Raw genomic sequence first — 16,076 nt, forward strand, 5'->3', positions numbered from 1 at the left:
AATGAATAGTAAACCCACAGACAACAAATCGCCTGATACAGAAAAGACTGTTACCAGTATGCATCAAGAGTCCAGTTATCCTAGCGGCATTCTTAGTCAACTATTTACCCGTACCCTAGGTTTTCAAACACTAGGCTCGCAAGCACTCAGCCGTAGCTGGTGGCAGCGTTGGGTATATCCCGTGTTGTTCCTACTGACGTTGACCTTGTCGCTTGCAACCTATCTGACCCTCGACTCTGTGCAGCAGTCTGTCGATAGCTATATCAATGACAATCAGCGCGCGCTCGTTGGTGGGGATCTAATCCTAAACAGTAAACAAGACTGGCCAAGCGAAGTATTGTCACAGGTAGAAACTATCCCTAATACACAGACGGTGTATGACTATCAATTTAGCGCCATGCTGGTCAATGATGAGCAAACCTTGCTTGCCAGCGTCAAAGCCGTCTCTCCGTCTTATCCCTTATATGGCACAGCGGAGCTTGCCTCGGGGCAGCCGCTGTGGGATCAGCTAACATCTGACAGTGTGATCGTCGCACCAGAAGTGCTTAGTAGTCTACAGGCTGATGTCGGCGACCGTATCACCATTGGTGATGCGCAGTTCACAATAAGTGATGTATTGACAAAAGAACCTGATCGCCCGCTGACCACCTTTGGGTTTGGTGGGCGTGTCTTAATGCATCAAGACTCACTCCCGTCAACCAACCTATTGGGGCAACGCAGCCGAATAAACTATCGTATTGAGATGGCAGGCGATCCCGAACTGATAACGACGCAGCGTGATGCGCTCACAGAGATACTGACCAACTATCCTGATATCGAGCTCTCTGACGCAGAGTCCGCAGACACTTCGGTCTCGCGTATCTCTGACAATGTACTGATGTTTTTAAAATTACTGGTCATCGCGGTGTTGCTACTCTCTGCGGTTGCCATGTACGGTGTCATTAGCGCGTTTGTCAGCAAACAGCAGTCAACTAATGCGATTCGCTTGGCATTAGGTGAACCGCTTGGCTCACTCAAGCGCAGCTACTATCAACTGCTTATCGTCACCACTGCCATTGCTTGTGTCGCCGCGATTATACTGAGTCTAGGTTTGCTTAAAATTGGTCAGCCGTATCTGGTGGCTATCTTGCCTGCCGATGTTGGGCTGTCCATCAATCCAATCAGTGCAATTAAGACTATTGTGATTGCTTTAGTCCTGACGTTGCTCATTGCGCAGCGTGGTTTAAGCGCGCTTAACACCACCAAACCCGCTACCCTACTCAATCAAGGGGCGAGCACCCAGACACAAAACCTGCCTTGGTATCGACGCGTGCCGCTACTATGGTATGGCTTGGTGCTGGCAGGGCTGTATGCCTTCTTTGCTTATGAAGTTGGCTCACTGTCATTAGGAGCACAGTTATTGGGCGGCTTGATTGGCTTTGTGGCGATGTTTTGGCTATTGGCGCGTGGGTGGCTCTGGCTGCTTAACAAGTTGGCGAGCAATACCAAGGTCAGTTGGATGCAGCGTATCGCCATCCATAACCTTGCGCGTAAAGGCAACCAATCAGCGTTGTTCTTTGTCACCTTATCGCTATCGGTGGCGGTGCTGACACTCATTACCACACTCAATCACAGTATCAATACACAGTTTATCAATGCTTATCCTGAAGATGCGCCCAATTTGTTTTTGCTCGATGTGCAGACCGATCAGCATGATGAGATTGATACCATCATTGAGGCACCCGTCACTTATTATCCCGTCATTCGTGCCCGTGTGGAGACGGCCAATGATGTAGCGGCAAAAGATATCGTGCCTGCAGATGGGTTTGATGACCCTACGCGTGTGTTTAATTTGAGCTACGCAGATACGGTCATGGAGACCGAATATATCACTGAATCCCTCACAGACGACGCGCTATATACCCCTATCGATGCGACAGATGAGCAAATCAAACCCCTATCTATCTTAGATACTGCCGCCAGTATGCTCAATGTCGGTATGGGTGATCAGGTACGTTTTAACATTCAAGGTATCGAAATCATCGGGCAAATTACCAGTATTCGTACGCGCTATGAGCGTGGCCCAAGCCCTTATTTCTACTTCTTGTTTGAGCCGTCTGTGCTGTCTGCTGCGCCGCAGATTCAGTTTGCCACTGCGCATGTGCCAGCTGATGACATTCCAGAGTTACAAGGCAAACTGGTACGCGAGTTCCCTGCTGTCACCACCATAGATGGCACGGCTATTGCGAAGCAAATCCAAGAGCTGGTGGTACAAATGAGCCGCTTGGTCTATGTGTTTACCTTGCTTGCCCTACTCACTGGGGTCATGGTGCTGATCAGCTCGCTGCTGTCTACTTCACAAGATCGCATGAAGGACAGCGCGTCATTTAGACTACTAGGCATGCAAAAGCGTGACCTATATATGCTCAATATCTTAGAGCTGGGTGTGCTTGGGATTAGCGCGGCGACTTTTGCCGTGATTATCGCCACTGGCGGTGCTTGGCTGGCGGTTACTCAGTGGTTTAATTTACAGTTTAGTATGCCGTGGGCAAATTTGGCTATAGGCGGGGCGGCGTTAGTCGTCTTGCTGTTCGCTATCGCTATCATTTATGTGAGATTGGTGATTGGACGTGGGATTATGGCACGGGTACGGGCGATGGTTTAGGCGTACTCAATTTCAGATTTAAACTAAAAAACCCCTTAATAGGGGTTTTTTTAATTCGCTACTGTCAGGGCTGACTCGCTTTACTAGAAAATTCAATTAAAACTTATTTTCACTTTAGATATTTTCACCTTATTTACTTCTATGCATTGCATAATAGACTGATCAAATATAACAAAATTATTCCCACTACTATGCAATGAGCTTGTGAACTTTAAACCGTCTACCCCTGTGAATACTTTAATGAATTCGCATATAAATTGAGTAGGGATGTAATCAAGATCTGAATCATACCTCCTCATAGGCTTTGATAAATCGATACTTATTAAACGTTTTAAGAGTCTAGATTTTATCCGCTCATTAACTTCATTAGGATGATAAATAGTTGAATTTTCAGTAAAATCTGAAATCTTAACCTCTTTTTCTCTATTATTGCTCACTTTAAAGCTACCTATTGAAACTTCATCTAAATAAGCTGATCTAATCTCATACAATATCGTCTCTTTCTTATCCGATAGATATAAGTAAGGAATACCCATAGGATTTGCTCTTCCAGCTGTACTGTTTGTCCTTGGAGGACAAAACATGTTTTCGCTAGAATAAGCTTCTTTATCAGTCTCTTCATGTCGTCTAGCTCTATATAGGATGTCATCTTTATTAATTATTATTTTACTTTGAAAGAAACCGTCCCAACCTAACTCATCCGTTAAATAGTTTACATCAATTAGATACCTTCGCTCCCACTTAATTTTTTCTTTGAGTGTAGACCAGTAATTTATATTATCTAGTATATCATTGCTATAATTAACTGTAACTTCAGCATTATGGAAATCTATATTTAAATCACCCATTATAATATTTAGAAACTTTATACCTATCGAATTACTCTTAAATAAGTCCCAATCACCTTGAATAAGGCTTACTAGACTTTGGCCCTTAGGATCTAATTGAAAGTTGCTAAGTAGCTCGTTAAAGAAATCGAGCAATTCCTCAGTAGGGATTATCTTATTTATATCTGATTTACAAAAATCACATTTACCTATTATACCTTGTGAGCCTATAAATGCTTTTAGCTCCATTTCCTCGTCTGAAAAACAGTTATCACATATATTACTCATTAAAGTGTTTCCAAATAGTCTTCAATGACTAATAAATGATTTTTAATAGTGATCTTTTTAACTGTTCCCAATCCAGGATACCTAGCTTCTTTATAATACATTTCCAACTCTTTAGTTCCAGAGTTGGTCAGAGGTAGTTCCAAGCAGAAGCTTACTGCCTTTTTCGTTGCCTCAGCAAATTTTCCCTGAACATTAGCTATAGAGTCATTGCTATTAGAGGTGAAATGTCTAATCCAGATCTGGTCATCTGCCTCTTTATTTATATAAGTTAAATTTATGACGACTGCTCTTGGCGCGCCTCCACCTTCTGTATAATCTTTAGGCAATACAGTAAAATCACCAAAACCTTGATAGTTATCATCTTTATAGTATAAATTTTCTTCAGAAAACTTATGTGCTGATATTTTTAAAAAATCTGCATTCTTCTGTTGCTTTTCAAACAAATCATCTAAGCGAATAAAAAATTTATCTAATTTCTTTATACTTCTATCCAATGTCCTATACTTGTGAGGTTCTAACAAAGCTATATGACTAATACGTTGATTTTCACTAAGATTTCTCAGTTCATCCTCTTTCGTAAAATGATCTAAACAGACCAACATGCAGTCATTTAAGTCATAATCTTCTAGACAGTTATGAATATATGTAGCGTTGTCTGAGTAAAGGAACGCACACCTAAAGCTAGATTCACTTAAACTCTTTATATAATTCAGGAAATGATTTTTATCGCCTGATGCTTCCCCTTCTATAGGGTTTACAATTAGGTAAGGACTAGTACCATGCTCAAGAAATACTGTATTTGCTATATTTAAACTGTTATAACTCTCTTTAACAGGCTCAATTATAGGAACAATATTTTTCAGAGATCTTTCAACCGCTAAATCTCTAATTGCTATCAATTCAAATTGACGCCCTCTTAAGTATGGAAAATACATTTAAAGAACCTTATTGTTTTTAAGTTTATCAATGAGACTCTTTCGCTCTACCTCTTTTAGATTTAAAGAAAGACTCACCTGATTGAACTCATTATTAGTTTTATTAAAAAAAGAATTGTGAATCTTTCTAGCTTTCATAGTATCAAGAAATATATCATTTAATTCTGGATAAGATATAGTAGCTATTAGTTTTTTACATATATCGAATTGGTTAAAAGCATTTAGTTCAGGAATTACATCAAAATGGTTGTGGATGATATTTAAGTATTCCTTTGAGTGCAATACATTCATTAAGATATCTATATCAATTACTTCATTTCTAGTAGCCTCTCTGACTAATTCAAATTTATTAAAACTAGAATCGTAAGAAAAAATTGCTACTTCATTATCGAATTTTATATATTTATCAACTTGTTGTTCTGGTACTATTATATACACTTCATTAAATATCTTTTTATAAGTCTTTATTTGACCAGACAATCTACACTCCTTGTCTAGTATGGTTTTTATTTCAAAAGCTTTAGAAACTCCGTTAAAGATAGCTAAATCAGCAATTGAATTACCAAGCCTCAATTCATTGAAAATTATTGAATCCCTATTAACAACCTTCTCTACCAAACATTTGTTTAAAAATTCATTCTTTAGAACATATTCGTTCTGGTAGTTGTTTTGAATAGTTTTATAAGCTTCTTTTAATACTTTCAAGTAAGTATAACCACGTTTTTTCTCAATTAGGTTATAACGCTGTAGCTTGGTATTTACTGATCCAAAATCACTTTTTAATAGACGTAGTATTTCACTTCTAGTGAAAAAAGTCGAAAAATCTCTAAGTTGGTTTATATCTGTTGCCATCTTGCGCTGCCGACCATCTAGTTGTTGAAAAATTTAGCATTCTTGAATTTTCTTATTTAAAGGTAGGGAACCCCTTGTTACTCTACGATAGAGCAGCTATATTAGTAAAGCTTTGATTGTATATGTATAGTCATTTCAGTAAGCTAAGAATAGCTATTTTATATGGGTAACTCTAAACCATCTTCTACCACATCCAAATTTTAGTAAGGCTTCGCTTAATTGCAGTAGGCGCCTTGTAGAGCTGTTTAGCCCTGATTGAAGCGGTAACTTAGTGAGCTGTGGCGCAAAGCAGGATTAGCTAAAAAACTATAAACCAAAACGCCCTCTATTCATCTAGAGGGCGTTTTTTTGGTTCATAAGCTGTATAGACATTTAAACCAACATCAGCCACGCACTTTGCTTATTTTATAGCCCTCATTTGCTATACTAGCCCAACTTTATCGGTTAAATACCAACTTATAACACTTTCCCAAACAGCATGGTAGCCTTATGAAATTCTCAAAGTTCGGTCAAAAATTTACCCAGCCCACTGGCATCTCACAATTGATGGATGATCTGGGCGATGCGCTAAAAAGCGATCAGCCAGTCAACATGCTGGGCGGTGGTAACCCTGCCAAAATTGATGCCGTCAATGAGTTGTTTTTGGAGACGTATAAAGCGCTAGGTAATGACAATGATGCAGGAGAGGCCAATAGTAGCGCGATTATCAGCATGGCGAATTACTCTAATCCGCAAGGTGATTCCGCCTTTATTGATGCATTGGTTGGCTTCTTTAATCGTCATTATGATTGGAACCTCACCTCAGAAAATATTGCCCTGACCAATGGCTCACAGAACGCATTTTTCTATCTTTTTAATCTGTTTGGCGGTGCGTTCAAAGATGAGAAGAACGAATCTATCGACAAATCCATTCTACTGCCATTGACCCCTGAGTATATCGGCTACAGCGACGTGCATGTCGAAGGTCAGCATTTCGCAGCCGTATTGCCACATATCGATGAAGTGACTCATGATGGTGAGGAAGGCTTCTTTAAATATCGTGTCGATTTTGACGCATTAGAGAACTTGCCAGCGCTAAAAGAAGGTCGTATCGGCGCGATTTGCTGCTCACGCCCGACCAATCCAACTGGCAATGTGCTGACCGATGACGAAATGGCGCGTCTGGCCGAGATTGCCAAACGTTATGACATACCGCTTATCATCGATAATGCCTACGGTATGCCCTTCCCTAATATCATCTATTCAGACGCGCATTTGACGTGGGATGACAATACGATTCTGTGCTTTAGCCTATCTAAAATTGGCCTGCCCGGTATGCGTACGGGTATTATCGTGGCCGACGCGAAAGTGATCGAAGCGGTCAGCGCGATGAATGCGGTGGTGAATTTAGCACCGACACGCTTTGGTGCAGCCATTGCCACGCCATTGGTAGAAAACGATCGTATCAAACAGTTATCTGATAATGAGATCAAGCCGTTTTATCAAAAGCAGGCGACCCTTGCCGTGAAGCTGTTAAAAGAAGCATTGGGCGAGTACCCGTTGATGATTCATAAGCCTGAAGGCGCGATATTCTTATGGTTGTGGTTTAAAGACTTACCGATTACCACGGTTGAGCTGTACGAGATTTTAAAAGAAAAAGGCACGCTCATTGTACCAAGTCAGTATTTCTTCCCTGGTGTCGATGTCAGCGATTATCAGCATGCACATGAGTGTATTCGTATGAGTATCGCCGCTGATGAGCAGACGCTGACTGATGGTATTGCAGCGATTGGTGAAGTGGTGCGTGAGTTGTATGATGGTCGGTAGGTTTTGCAAGTGAGCTGAGAATTGTAATTAGATCTAGTGTAAAAGTATTCGAAAGTCTCTACGCCAGTTACAGCCATCACATTATTTTAGGAATAACTAAATGAGACTTATGTCAGCTATAGTCTTACTTCTAATGTCTGGTTGTAGCGCTGTACATTCCGATGACGCCAACTATAAAGTTTTGATTCATGGCAATGAGGAATGCAACTATGACTATGGTGTAGAAGACTTTTGCGACGAATACAATCAAATATCCTATAAAAATACTGACAAGACTGTCAATTTTGATAAAGATAAAGTTTTAGTGTTTCCGGAAGATAACTTTGGTTATTTAGTTGTTATAAACCCAGAAACTCAAATAGCTTATCCTTTTGGATACTTAGTTAATTATAAAAAACTAATTTTTTCTAAAGATTCTAACGAATTCTGTATAGAGGGAGATATCTCCGCTTATCGTGATGAAGATAGTGGATACTTCTGTTTTGAGTTTACTGAAAACAACTTTGAGCGCATTTAAAATGCTACTCGCTAGTATTTAGCCTAACAATTATAAATCTACCTTTATTCTAATATATTGAAAAGTATCATTAAGATCATTAAAGTTGCCGTTTTCTTTCCAGAAGGCGGCGCTATGAGTAACCGCTAAATATAAATAGCCGTCTCTTGCCCAAAATATGTCTTTTGGCTCCTCCATAGGCATCCAATGCATAAAGCCTGCACCCATGATCGGGATGATGTCTGTTCCCTTAATTCTATACAGCTCTAGATCGGTGTATTGCTCATATGGGTTGGTATAGGCTGAGATGATATATTTTTTATTGGGCGAGATATGAGGATAATCTATAAACGTCTGCGTCGTCTCACCCGAATTTTTATCAATCATCTTATAGTCACCGCTTTCCCAGTAACCTCCATTGACCAAATACTGATTTAACGGGGCAATCTGACCTACATACTCAAAAATCTGATACCCATCATTATCTACATTCTTATCAGTGAACGTTACTACCTTGCCAGCAGTTGGAATAGATATCACCCCATTTCTCTTTTTAATACTTTCATCTTTTGATAAAAAATCAACGGCAAGTGGACGTTTTTTCTCAAAAAAAGCCTTATCAATCAGCTCTATTTTCAGGTAGTCGTTAAGTGCTTTGCCATTTTCAAAAGTCTCGTAGTCTTCGCCAATGGATAGATATGCTAGTATGTTTAAATCTTTGGACGTTAGCGAGGCAGGTATAGTAGAACCCGTTTGCTCTTTTCTCACAAAGACCTTTTCCCATTTAACAACGTCTGTCTCTACAATGCCATCATTGTCCTCGTCATACTCTCTACGAATTCTGTCTTGCACCGCATACCAATCCTTTCTATCTTCAATGATCTCTAGTTTCTCTCCGAACGTATAGCTTTTCACCTTTCGAGCAGCGCCGCTTGGTAACTGACGTGCGATTGCCCCATCTTTTTCCGTCACGTAAACTTGCTTCAATACAGTCGTATCATCGTAGTCAATCTCGATACCATCACGATTGTACTGTGCCAAAAGTGCTGCCGATATGGGTTTATTGAGGTCAATGATGACGTTTTGACTTGCCACTGCTGAATGATAGCTAAACATCGTTAGACATAGAATAATAGAAGAAAAAATGTAAGTAGATATTTTAAATGAAGACATAATATGGTCTGCTATATATTTTATATTATGAATTTTACACCATAAAATCCTACTTAAGTTTACTTTTTTGATATCTGAAATAAAATTACTTCGGAATATTAGCGCTGCTTTAAAAGTTTAGTAGACGGATTGAATGAACTGAATATCTTCGTCCACTTATTCAGCGCATAGAGCACGTAAGGCAGCAGGCACGTATTAATCAAATCACGGAGGCTTGCGACCAGCTGTTCGTGGCTTAAGCCCACCATGCCTGACGCTTCAATCGTATTTCGATTATCTAAATACTCGCCCAATAAAGCAATGCCCGTCACGACGACTAAAGCCATGAATGATCTGATGCTTTGGTTTTTAATGATAGGACGCAGCACAAGCAGACACAAAAGGTAGATGCCGACGCCGACATAGATATGTAAGGCATCTTTGGCAAGTCCAGATACTTCAATAATATTGATTTTAAAAGCGGTAAAATCCACTGAGATATTCCAAATATAAGCAAGTAGAAAACGACTGAGAGTATCACTAAACCATGACGGCTAAACTATAATAGTTAAAGAGTGGCAGCTACAAAGTGATGGCTGAGCATAAAAAAGGCAGATTATATAATGGATAATCTACCTTCTACTAAATTAAATATTCACTTCACGTTTATCAACTACTTACACATTCCAATCCACGAAATTTTTCAACAACTGCAAGCCAGCAGTATGACTTTTTTCTGGGTGAAACTGGGTAGCAAATAAATTGTCTTGGATGACACTGGCACAAAACGGTTGACCATAGTCACATATCGCTGCCACTTGTGAGCTATTAGTAGGCTCGCAATAATAGCTATGCACAAAGTAAAAATGCGCGTTGTCCTCAATACCATGCCACAATGGATGGTCAAAATCCATACCGCTAATGGTGTTCCAGCCCATGTGTGGCACTTTGATGGTAGTTCCCTGTTGATCCTTCCACGTAGGGTCAAACGCTTCTACAGTGCCGTTTAAGATACCCAAACAGTCCGTACCACCATTTTCAGCGGACTGCTCAAACAATGCCTGCATGCCCACACAAATAGCCATAACAGGCTTATTAAACACCGCATGGCGTATGACGTCATCAATGCCCGCCTCGTGCATGCCAGCGATACAGTCACGCATAGCACCAACACCGGGGAAGACAATCTTGTCTGCCGCAGCGACGACTTTTGGGTCGTTAGTGATAGAGACGTCTGCCCCTACCACTGACAAGGCTTTACTGGCGGAATGCAAATTACCCATGCCATAATCTAGTAGCGCTACTTTGGTTACTTTAGCCATTAAAACGCCTCTTTAGTCGATGGTAGCGTATTCAAAGCTCGCTCATCATACTCACAAGCCATACGTAACGCACGAGCAAACGCTTTAAAGGTAGACTCGATTTGGTGATGGCTGTTTTTGCCTTTTAAATTGTCTAAATGCACTGTCATCCAAGAATGGTTCACGAAACCATAAAAGAATTCGCTAAACAGGTCAACATCGAAATTACCGACATGCGAACGGGTAAAGGGAATGTCCATGTGTAAACCCGGACGTCCTGATAGATCGACGACAGCGCGGGTCAATGATTCATCAAGCGGCGCATAAAAATGCCCATAACGACGAATGCCTTTTTTGTCGCCCAATGCCTTGTTAAATGCTTGTCCAAGGGTAATACCAGTGTCTTCAACGCTATGATGGTCATCGATAAAAGTATCACCGTTGCATTTGATTTCTAAGTCAAACAAACCGTGACGCTTGATTTGATCAATCATATGATCCAAAAACGGTACGCCAGTGTCTACAACCCCTTGACCCGTACCATCAAGATTGACGGTACAAGTCACTTGGGTCTCAGCAGTGATGCGCTCAACGGTCGCAATACGTTCAGGGCGACCATGTAGATTTAGGTTTTTTGGTGCATTTTGCTCAGGTGTATCAGCAGTCGTCGTTGCGTTGGCTGTCATGGCTACTCTCTATCAGTTTTTATCAGTGAAAAGCGGTCAATAAATAAGGCGAAACATGCCCAAATAATTTACTAGTGTCTGGGTCAGCGCTAGCAAAAAATGTATTAGAAAATGATATATACAAAAGATATCAAGGTATTAGGGTTTGTACGTACTAAATATCATCTAGCCTCATCATAGCAAACCCTAACATTTACTGCCACGACCAAGCGGTAAACCACGCACAAAATCACCTCATTCTGCTAAAATAGTGTGTTCAGTATTATTAATCATGATTTGCACTGACTTCTAGATATCATATTCTACAGCCTACTTTCTATGACTTTTGCCGTGTTATAACTTTGTGCTGTGTCATACTGCTACTTCATATGATAGAAACCCTCTGCTTATAGGAACTGCTATGCCTTTAGAAGCGATCGCCATTAATAGCTTGGATACACCACTTATCAAAAAACCTGCGCGCGACAATGAGCTAGCAGAGCGCTTGCAGGCATTATATGATAGCGATGATGCGCAGCCTGATGGTATCGAGGTATTAAATATCGTTGAGCAGGGTTTTAAGCGCGGGCAATGTCTGTATGTCGGTATGTTCAATGACAAGCCTATCGCTGCGGTTGCTTGTTTTGATGACGGGCAAACCAATGCCAAGCGCCTACAATATTTAACGGTACATCAGCAAAATCGCGGTCGCGCTATCGATGCTAAGTTTATCAAACTAGTCTATGATGCCGAGGTAAAAAAAGGCGTCCGTGAGTTTGTCCCTGTCGATGCGGATATCCATCGTATTATGAGCGAGTATGATTTACTGCGTGCTAAAGACTAAATCGAGAACAGAAACAGTTGATTTTGCCAATATTTGATTATTTATCGTCTTTTATCACCTATTATGCAAAAACCACTTGACAGCAACGTCTATATTTAGTTTAATAGCGCCTCAACGAAGACGGCTCGATAGCTCAGTCGGTAGAGCAACGGATTGAAAATCCGTGTGTCGGCAGTTCGAACCTGCCTCGAGCCACCATTCGTTTAAGAATTCTAAAAAGCCCCGAACATTGCTGTTCGGGGCTTTTTTTATGCCTGTATTCCGTTCTGAAATAAGTCTAATAGCCTATGACAAACGCCTTCTTAATAACACCTCGCAACGTTCACGCGAGTCTAAGTCATAAACCGTCGCGCGGTAATCGATACCATGACGCCCTTCAAAAAATATCACCCGATCGCCCACTGCTAAAAAGCAAGACGTGCGCGCATCATAAATGAAACCATCAATCACGAACGCCAAATCACGATCTATCTCGCGTACCGTATAAGTTTCTCCTTGCGGAATCAACCGCTCAAACCATGCGCTATGGGCAACATTGATGCTTAATACGCTAATGAGCAGCAGCACCGATATCATAAATATACTTTTTAACGACATCGTAACAGTCGAGCCAGCTAGACTGATGCTATTAAAGATGTTTTTATTAACTGTCATAACTTTAACCTACTCAGACCTGCTCAATGATTAATTCTATTCGCCATGCTTCTCATGCTAAACGCTTACTGTCACGGTTGCATAACATTTTTGTGCTGTTTTTTAGACAGCGGCGCTCAGTATACTCGATAGTATTGATAATGATAAATTTGACAGATGACGAATACTAATAGGGAAAAGCGATGAGAGCGTTCGATTACGATTTGGATTATAAAAACCTAGATTTGCGTGCACAGCCAGAGCTGTATCGGGTCGGGCGCGGTGATCAAGGTGTATTATTGGTAGAGCCATACAAATCTGAAATCCTGCCACACTGGCGCTTTGCGACCCCTGATATTGCGCTTGAGAGCAGCGAGACAATTTATCAGATGTTTTTAGATTATCTGGTGGCCGATGACTTTGTCGGTGCTGATATGGCGCGCAAATTTATTCAAATGGGCTATACCCGCGCCCGTCGTTATGCCAATCACAAAGGCGGCAAAAAGTATAAAGGACCAGTACCCGATGATAAAAAAGGTCAGAGCGGCGCACATGGTCGTGAAGAGTTGCCACGACAAATCGAAGACCCAGTCAAAGCAGAGTCAGCACGCATATTTAAACAAAAATGGGACGAGTGTCGTGAGAACGAAGATTATTTAAGAATGAAAAAGGAACATCGCGAACGTTATAAAGAGGTTGAATAAGCATAAAATATATCAATGAAAATTATCCTCAGCCTGAAAAGATAGAAATACTTATAATGACAGACTGTTAAATAATTGAATTCATGATTTGCTGTGCTAAGGTAATGAGGGCTTGGAGCTAATACTCCAAAAAAGTATAAAATTGATAGCGTGGGCAAATAATAATGACTGTAGATATTAAGCAACTTTTGATTTTTGATTTTGATGGCACGCTCATTGATAGTGTGCCAGATTTGGCTGATGCGACTAATGCGATGTTAACCACGCTGGGCAAAAAGACTTACCCTATCGAGACCATACGAAACTGGATAGGCAACGGCTCAAGATTGCTGGTAGAGCGCGCACTAGTAGGTAAGGTAGAAGTGTTAGAAGGCGAGTTGACGGTCGAGGAAGCCAATCACGCAGAGCACCTGTTTTTTGAGACTTACAAAAGTCTCAGTGGTAGCAAAACCGTTGCTTACCCAGATGTCGATAGCGGACTAAAAAAGCTAAAAGCAGCAGGATTTACGCTGGCGTTAGTGACCAATAAACCGATTCGTTTTGTACCAAAAATATTGCGATCCTTTGGCTGGCAGGATTTATTCAGTGAAGTATTAGGTGGTGATAGTCTCTCAACTAAAAAGCCTGATCCAGCACCGCTACTGCATGTCTGTAAAGCGTTGAACGTCACTCCAGAACAAGCTGTGATGATTGGCGATTCTAGAAACGATATCTTAGCCGGACAAAACGCCAATATGGATACGCTTGGCTTGTCTTATGGCTACAACTACGGACAAGATATCCGTGAGCTAAACCCTACCGAAGCCTTTGATGATTTTGCGGCATTAGTAGAATATATTTTCAAAAATTATAAGATAGACAGCTAAAATTTGAACATTAGAATGATTCATTTAAGCCATTATTTGAAATCATTATTTGCTTCGATAACTCAGTGCCTCAGACAGATGAGCGCTTGTAATATCGATACTGTCAGCCAAATCAGCAATGGTACGCGCCACTCGCAATACTCGATGATAACCGCGTGCCGATAAGTTTAGACGCTGCTGAGCGAGCTGTAATAGTTGCTGTTCGCCCTCTCCTAGTTGGATATATTTATCAATCTCGCTAGGGCTAAGCTCATTATTGACCTTTTGTTGCCGCTGCATCTGATGTTTATGTGCGGCAATAACTCGAACGCGCACTTGTTCGGAGGTTTCGCCAGCTTGAGCATTTTGCAAGTCGGTAATTGGCAGCGCAGGTACAGTGATATGCAAATCAATGCGATCAAGCAGTGGACCTGATAGTTTATCTTGGTAACGTTTAATCTGCTCAGGTCGACAGCGACAACGCCCTGAGGTATCGCCATCATAGCCGCATGGACATGGATTCATCGCAGCGACCAATTGGAAATTTGCCGGAAAAGTCATCTGCGAGTTGGCACGGCTAATAGTGATTTGCTTGGCTTCTAATGGCTGACGCAATACCTCAAGCACACTCCGATCAAACTCTGGCAATTCGTCAAGGAATAATACGCCTTTATTGGCAAGGGTAATTTCACCCGGTTTTGGTCGTGAGCCACCACCCACCAAAGCCACGGCTGATATAGTGTGATGAACTTGCCTAAATGGTCTTGTCCCATAATCGTAATCGCTGTCTGCCACTGAATAAGTGCTGGCAACCTCTAATGCGTCTTCATCACTTAAATCCGGCAATATGGTCGGCAGCCGTGACGCCATTAACGTCTTGCCTGAGCCGGGTGGCCCTGTAAATAACAGCGAATGACCACCAGCAGCGGCAATCTCTAGCGCGCGCCGTGCATGATGCTGTCCTTTAACATCGGCCAAATCCACTTGATAGCCAACATGCTGCCGTGCTGGACTCGGTTGTACAACGTCCAAAGAGTCATAGGCTGCGCTTGGATTGGCTAACGACTGTAAGTGCTCACAAACTGTCTTTAAGCTTTGCGCGGCTAGTATCGTCACGCCATCCACACGGCTAGCCTCAGCACCATTATCAATCGGTACGATAAGCTGCGGTGTTTGTGGTTTTGGCTGCGGTTCGCTCAGCTCTTGTTCAGTGATATTTGCTACCTGCAATACTTTGGACGCTAGCGCCTCAGCTTTGATCGCTCGTGCCACCGCTAAGCTGCCTGTCACTTGCCGTAAATTCCCATTGAGCGCTAACTCACCGATAAACTCAAACCCTGATAATACTTCTGGATCCAATTGATCACTGGCTGCCAAGATTCCGATAGCAATCGGTAAATCAAGACGCGCGCCATCTTTAGGCAAATCAGCGGGGGCTAGATTGATAGTGAGACGACGATTAGGAAATTGAAAGCCAGAGTTCAGAATCGCAGAGCGTACACGGTCTTTACTCTCACGTACCGCCGCCTCCGGCAAACCGACGATGGTCAATGCTGGTAACCCTTGTGACAGATGCACTTCAATAATGACCTTGGGCGCATGCAGTCCGACGACTGAACGGGTATAGACTTGGGCAAACGACATCAGCATTTTCCTAATATAGGGAATAATTGATAATAGAGTATTATGTATCAGTGCGCAAATGTCGTGTTTCTTTGTCTAATTTTATTTACTAGCATAGTTATCAACAGTTGTTATATGATAAACGGATGCTCTTTCGCTCAGTCTTATTCGGCTATGCTGCCCCAAAGATTATCACGCCTGTTAACCACGTTATTAACGTATTGGATAATTTTAATCGCGCTACAAAGCATTAAAGATTAGCAAGAGTATTGGCAATAAAAGGATTTTATTGATCATATAAAGTTTGCTGGTGGCTTTTTGCTGCAGAGTTATATAACACCTACTACCATGGACGGATAAGCTTATGAGCATAAAGATGCATAATCGGCGTGTGCCCACACTCACGCTATAGTCAGTTCAAAATAAAATTGTTATGTTTAGGACAAACATCATAAAACAAT

Annotated in this window: 15 protein-coding genes and 1 tRNA gene; 7 read left to right on the top strand and 9 right to left on the bottom strand. The window is 41.5% G+C overall.

Annotated features, from left to right (window positions below):
* The first annotated feature begins 1 nt into the window (after position 1).
* Entirely contained in the window at positions 2 to 2,644 is a 2,643-nt protein-coding gene (locus tag I3252_RS12855) for an FtsX-like permease family protein (protein ID WP_238035486.1), read from the top strand.
* Positions 2,645 to 2,736: 92 nt separating this feature from the next.
* On the opposite strand, the gene I3252_RS12860 is transcribed toward I3252_RS12855, so the two are convergent.
* Genes I3252_RS12860 through I3252_RS12870 form a run of 3 tightly spaced genes read right to left on the bottom strand, consistent with a single transcriptional unit; the run spans position 2,737 to position 5,546 of the window.
* Positions 2,737 to 3,759: an RES family NAD+ phosphorylase gene (locus I3252_RS12860; RefSeq protein ID WP_238035487.1), complete on the bottom strand. Its 1,023-nt coding sequence runs from the start codon at positions 3,757 to 3,759 to the stop codon at positions 2,737 to 2,739.
* A complete protein-coding gene (locus I3252_RS12865; protein WP_238035488.1) occupies positions 3,759 to 4,694 on the bottom strand; it encodes a sce7725 family protein in 936 nt (311 codons plus the stop codon). Before I3252_RS12865 ends, I3252_RS12860 begins: the two co-directional genes overlap by 1 nt.
* A complete protein-coding gene (locus I3252_RS12870) occupies positions 4,695 to 5,546 on the bottom strand; it encodes a sce7726 family protein (RefSeq protein WP_238035489.1) in 852 nt (283 codons plus the stop codon).
* A gap of 489 nt (positions 5,547 to 6,035) precedes the next feature.
* On the opposite strand from I3252_RS12870, the gene I3252_RS12875 reads away from it, so the two are divergent.
* Positions 6,036 to 7,352 (top strand): valine--pyruvate transaminase, encoded by a 1,317-nt coding sequence (locus I3252_RS12875; RefSeq protein ID WP_238035491.1) that lies wholly within the window; start codon positions 6,036 to 6,038, stop codon positions 7,350 to 7,352.
* 109 nt (positions 7,353 to 7,461) lie between these two features.
* Positions 7,462 to 7,869: a hypothetical protein gene (locus I3252_RS12880; protein ID WP_238035493.1), complete on the top strand. Its 408-nt coding sequence runs from the start codon at positions 7,462 to 7,464 to the stop codon at positions 7,867 to 7,869.
* Between the two features lie 30 nt (positions 7,870 to 7,899).
* Here the strand turns inward: I3252_RS12880 and I3252_RS12885 are convergent, their stop codons facing one another.
* From I3252_RS12885 to hisB, 4 genes are all read right to left on the bottom strand, one after another.
* Positions 7,900 to 9,021, bottom strand: a complete 1,122-nt coding sequence (locus I3252_RS12885; protein ID WP_238035494.1) for a hypothetical protein — start codon at positions 9,019 to 9,021, stop codon at positions 7,900 to 7,902.
* 98 nt (positions 9,022 to 9,119) lie between these two features.
* On the bottom strand, positions 9,120 to 9,494 hold the full coding sequence (locus I3252_RS12890) for a hypothetical protein (protein WP_238035496.1): 375 nt from the start codon (positions 9,492 to 9,494) through the stop codon (positions 9,120 to 9,122).
* 183 nt (positions 9,495 to 9,677) lie between these two features.
* Entirely contained in the window at positions 9,678 to 10,322 is a 645-nt protein-coding gene (gene hisH / locus I3252_RS12895; RefSeq protein WP_238035497.1) for an imidazole glycerol phosphate synthase subunit HisH, read from the bottom strand.
* Positions 10,322 to 10,987, bottom strand: coding sequence for an imidazoleglycerol-phosphate dehydratase HisB (gene hisB, locus I3252_RS12900; RefSeq protein ID WP_238035499.1), 666 nt, complete (start codon positions 10,985 to 10,987; stop codon positions 10,322 to 10,324). Before hisB ends, hisH begins: the two co-directional genes overlap by 1 nt.
* Before the next feature lie 400 nt (positions 10,988 to 11,387).
* Here hisB and I3252_RS12905 point away from each other — a divergent pair, with 400 nt between their 5' ends.
* Together I3252_RS12905 and I3252_RS12910 are read left to right on the top strand one after the other, a co-directional pair.
* On the top strand, positions 11,388 to 11,810 hold the full coding sequence (locus I3252_RS12905) for a hypothetical protein (RefSeq protein WP_238035502.1): 423 nt from the start codon (positions 11,388 to 11,390) through the stop codon (positions 11,808 to 11,810).
* A gap of 122 nt (positions 11,811 to 11,932) precedes the next feature.
* Positions 11,933 to 12,008, top strand: a tRNA-Phe gene (locus tag I3252_RS12910).
* Positions 12,009 to 12,095: 87 nt separating this feature from the next.
* Here I3252_RS12910 and I3252_RS12915 read toward each other — a convergent pair.
* The gene (locus tag I3252_RS12915) at positions 12,096 to 12,464 is read right to left on the bottom strand and encodes a hypothetical protein (RefSeq protein WP_238035503.1); all 369 of its coding nucleotides are present in this window, start codon (positions 12,462 to 12,464) and stop codon (positions 12,096 to 12,098) included.
* Positions 12,465 to 12,646: 182 nt separating this feature from the next.
* Here I3252_RS12915 and I3252_RS12920 point away from each other — a divergent pair, with 182 nt between their 5' ends.
* Together I3252_RS12920 and I3252_RS12925 are read left to right on the top strand one after the other, a co-directional pair.
* The gene (locus I3252_RS12920; protein ID WP_238035505.1) at positions 12,647 to 13,147 is read left to right on the top strand and encodes a DUF4385 domain-containing protein; all 501 of its coding nucleotides are present in this window, start codon (positions 12,647 to 12,649) and stop codon (positions 13,145 to 13,147) included.
* A gap of 164 nt (positions 13,148 to 13,311) precedes the next feature.
* Entirely contained in the window at positions 13,312 to 14,013 is a 702-nt protein-coding gene (locus tag I3252_RS12925; RefSeq protein WP_238035507.1) for a phosphoglycolate phosphatase, read from the top strand.
* A 45-nt stretch (positions 14,014 to 14,058) separates the two neighbouring features.
* Here the strand turns inward: I3252_RS12925 and I3252_RS12930 are convergent, their stop codons facing one another.
* Positions 14,059 to 15,636 (bottom strand): YifB family Mg chelatase-like AAA ATPase, encoded by a 1,578-nt coding sequence (locus I3252_RS12930; protein WP_238035509.1) that lies wholly within the window; start codon positions 15,634 to 15,636, stop codon positions 14,059 to 14,061.
* Positions 15,637 to 16,076 lie beyond the last annotated feature (440 nt).

The sequence above is a fragment of the Psychrobacter sp. Ps4 genome (assembly GCF_022129285.1).
Taxonomy (GTDB): Bacteria; Pseudomonadota; Gammaproteobacteria; order Pseudomonadales; family Moraxellaceae; genus Psychrobacter; species Psychrobacter immobilis_A.

Excerpts from the sequence above, each read along its gene's own strand:
- I3252_RS12855 (WP_238035486.1), top strand. The coding sequence starts at position 2 with ATGAATAGTAAACCCACAGACAACAAATCGCCTGATACAGAAAAGACT.
- I3252_RS12860 (WP_238035487.1), bottom strand. The coding sequence starts at position 3,759 with ATGAGTAATATATGTGATAACTGTTTTTCAGACGAGGAAATGGAGCTA.
- I3252_RS12865 (WP_238035488.1), bottom strand. The coding sequence starts at position 4,694 with ATGTATTTTCCATACTTAAGAGGGCGTCAATTTGAATTGATAGCAATT.
- I3252_RS12870 (WP_238035489.1), bottom strand. The coding sequence starts at position 5,546 with ATGGCAACAGATATAAACCAACTTAGAGATTTTTCGACTTTTTTCACT.
- I3252_RS12875 (WP_238035491.1), top strand. The coding sequence starts at position 6,036 with ATGAAATTCTCAAAGTTCGGTCAAAAATTTACCCAGCCCACTGGCATC.
- I3252_RS12880 (WP_238035493.1), top strand. The coding sequence starts at position 7,462 with ATGTCAGCTATAGTCTTACTTCTAATGTCTGGTTGTAGCGCTGTACAT.
- I3252_RS12885 (WP_238035494.1), bottom strand. The coding sequence starts at position 9,021 with ATGTCTTCATTTAAAATATCTACTTACATTTTTTCTTCTATTATTCTA.
- hisH (WP_238035497.1), bottom strand. The coding sequence starts at position 10,322 with ATGGCTAAAGTAACCAAAGTAGCGCTACTAGATTATGGCATGGGTAAT.
- hisB (WP_238035499.1), bottom strand. The coding sequence starts at position 10,987 with ATGACAGCCAACGCAACGACGACTGCTGATACACCTGAGCAAAATGCA.
- I3252_RS12905 (WP_238035502.1), top strand. The coding sequence starts at position 11,388 with ATGCCTTTAGAAGCGATCGCCATTAATAGCTTGGATACACCACTTATC.
- I3252_RS12915 (WP_238035503.1), bottom strand. The coding sequence starts at position 12,464 with ATGACAGTTAATAAAAACATCTTTAATAGCATCAGTCTAGCTGGCTCG.
- I3252_RS12920 (WP_238035505.1), top strand. The coding sequence starts at position 12,647 with ATGAGAGCGTTCGATTACGATTTGGATTATAAAAACCTAGATTTGCGT.
- I3252_RS12925 (WP_238035507.1), top strand. The coding sequence starts at position 13,312 with ATGACTGTAGATATTAAGCAACTTTTGATTTTTGATTTTGATGGCACG.
- I3252_RS12930 (WP_238035509.1), bottom strand. The coding sequence starts at position 15,636 with ATGTCGTTTGCCCAAGTCTATACCCGTTCAGTCGTCGGACTGCATGCG.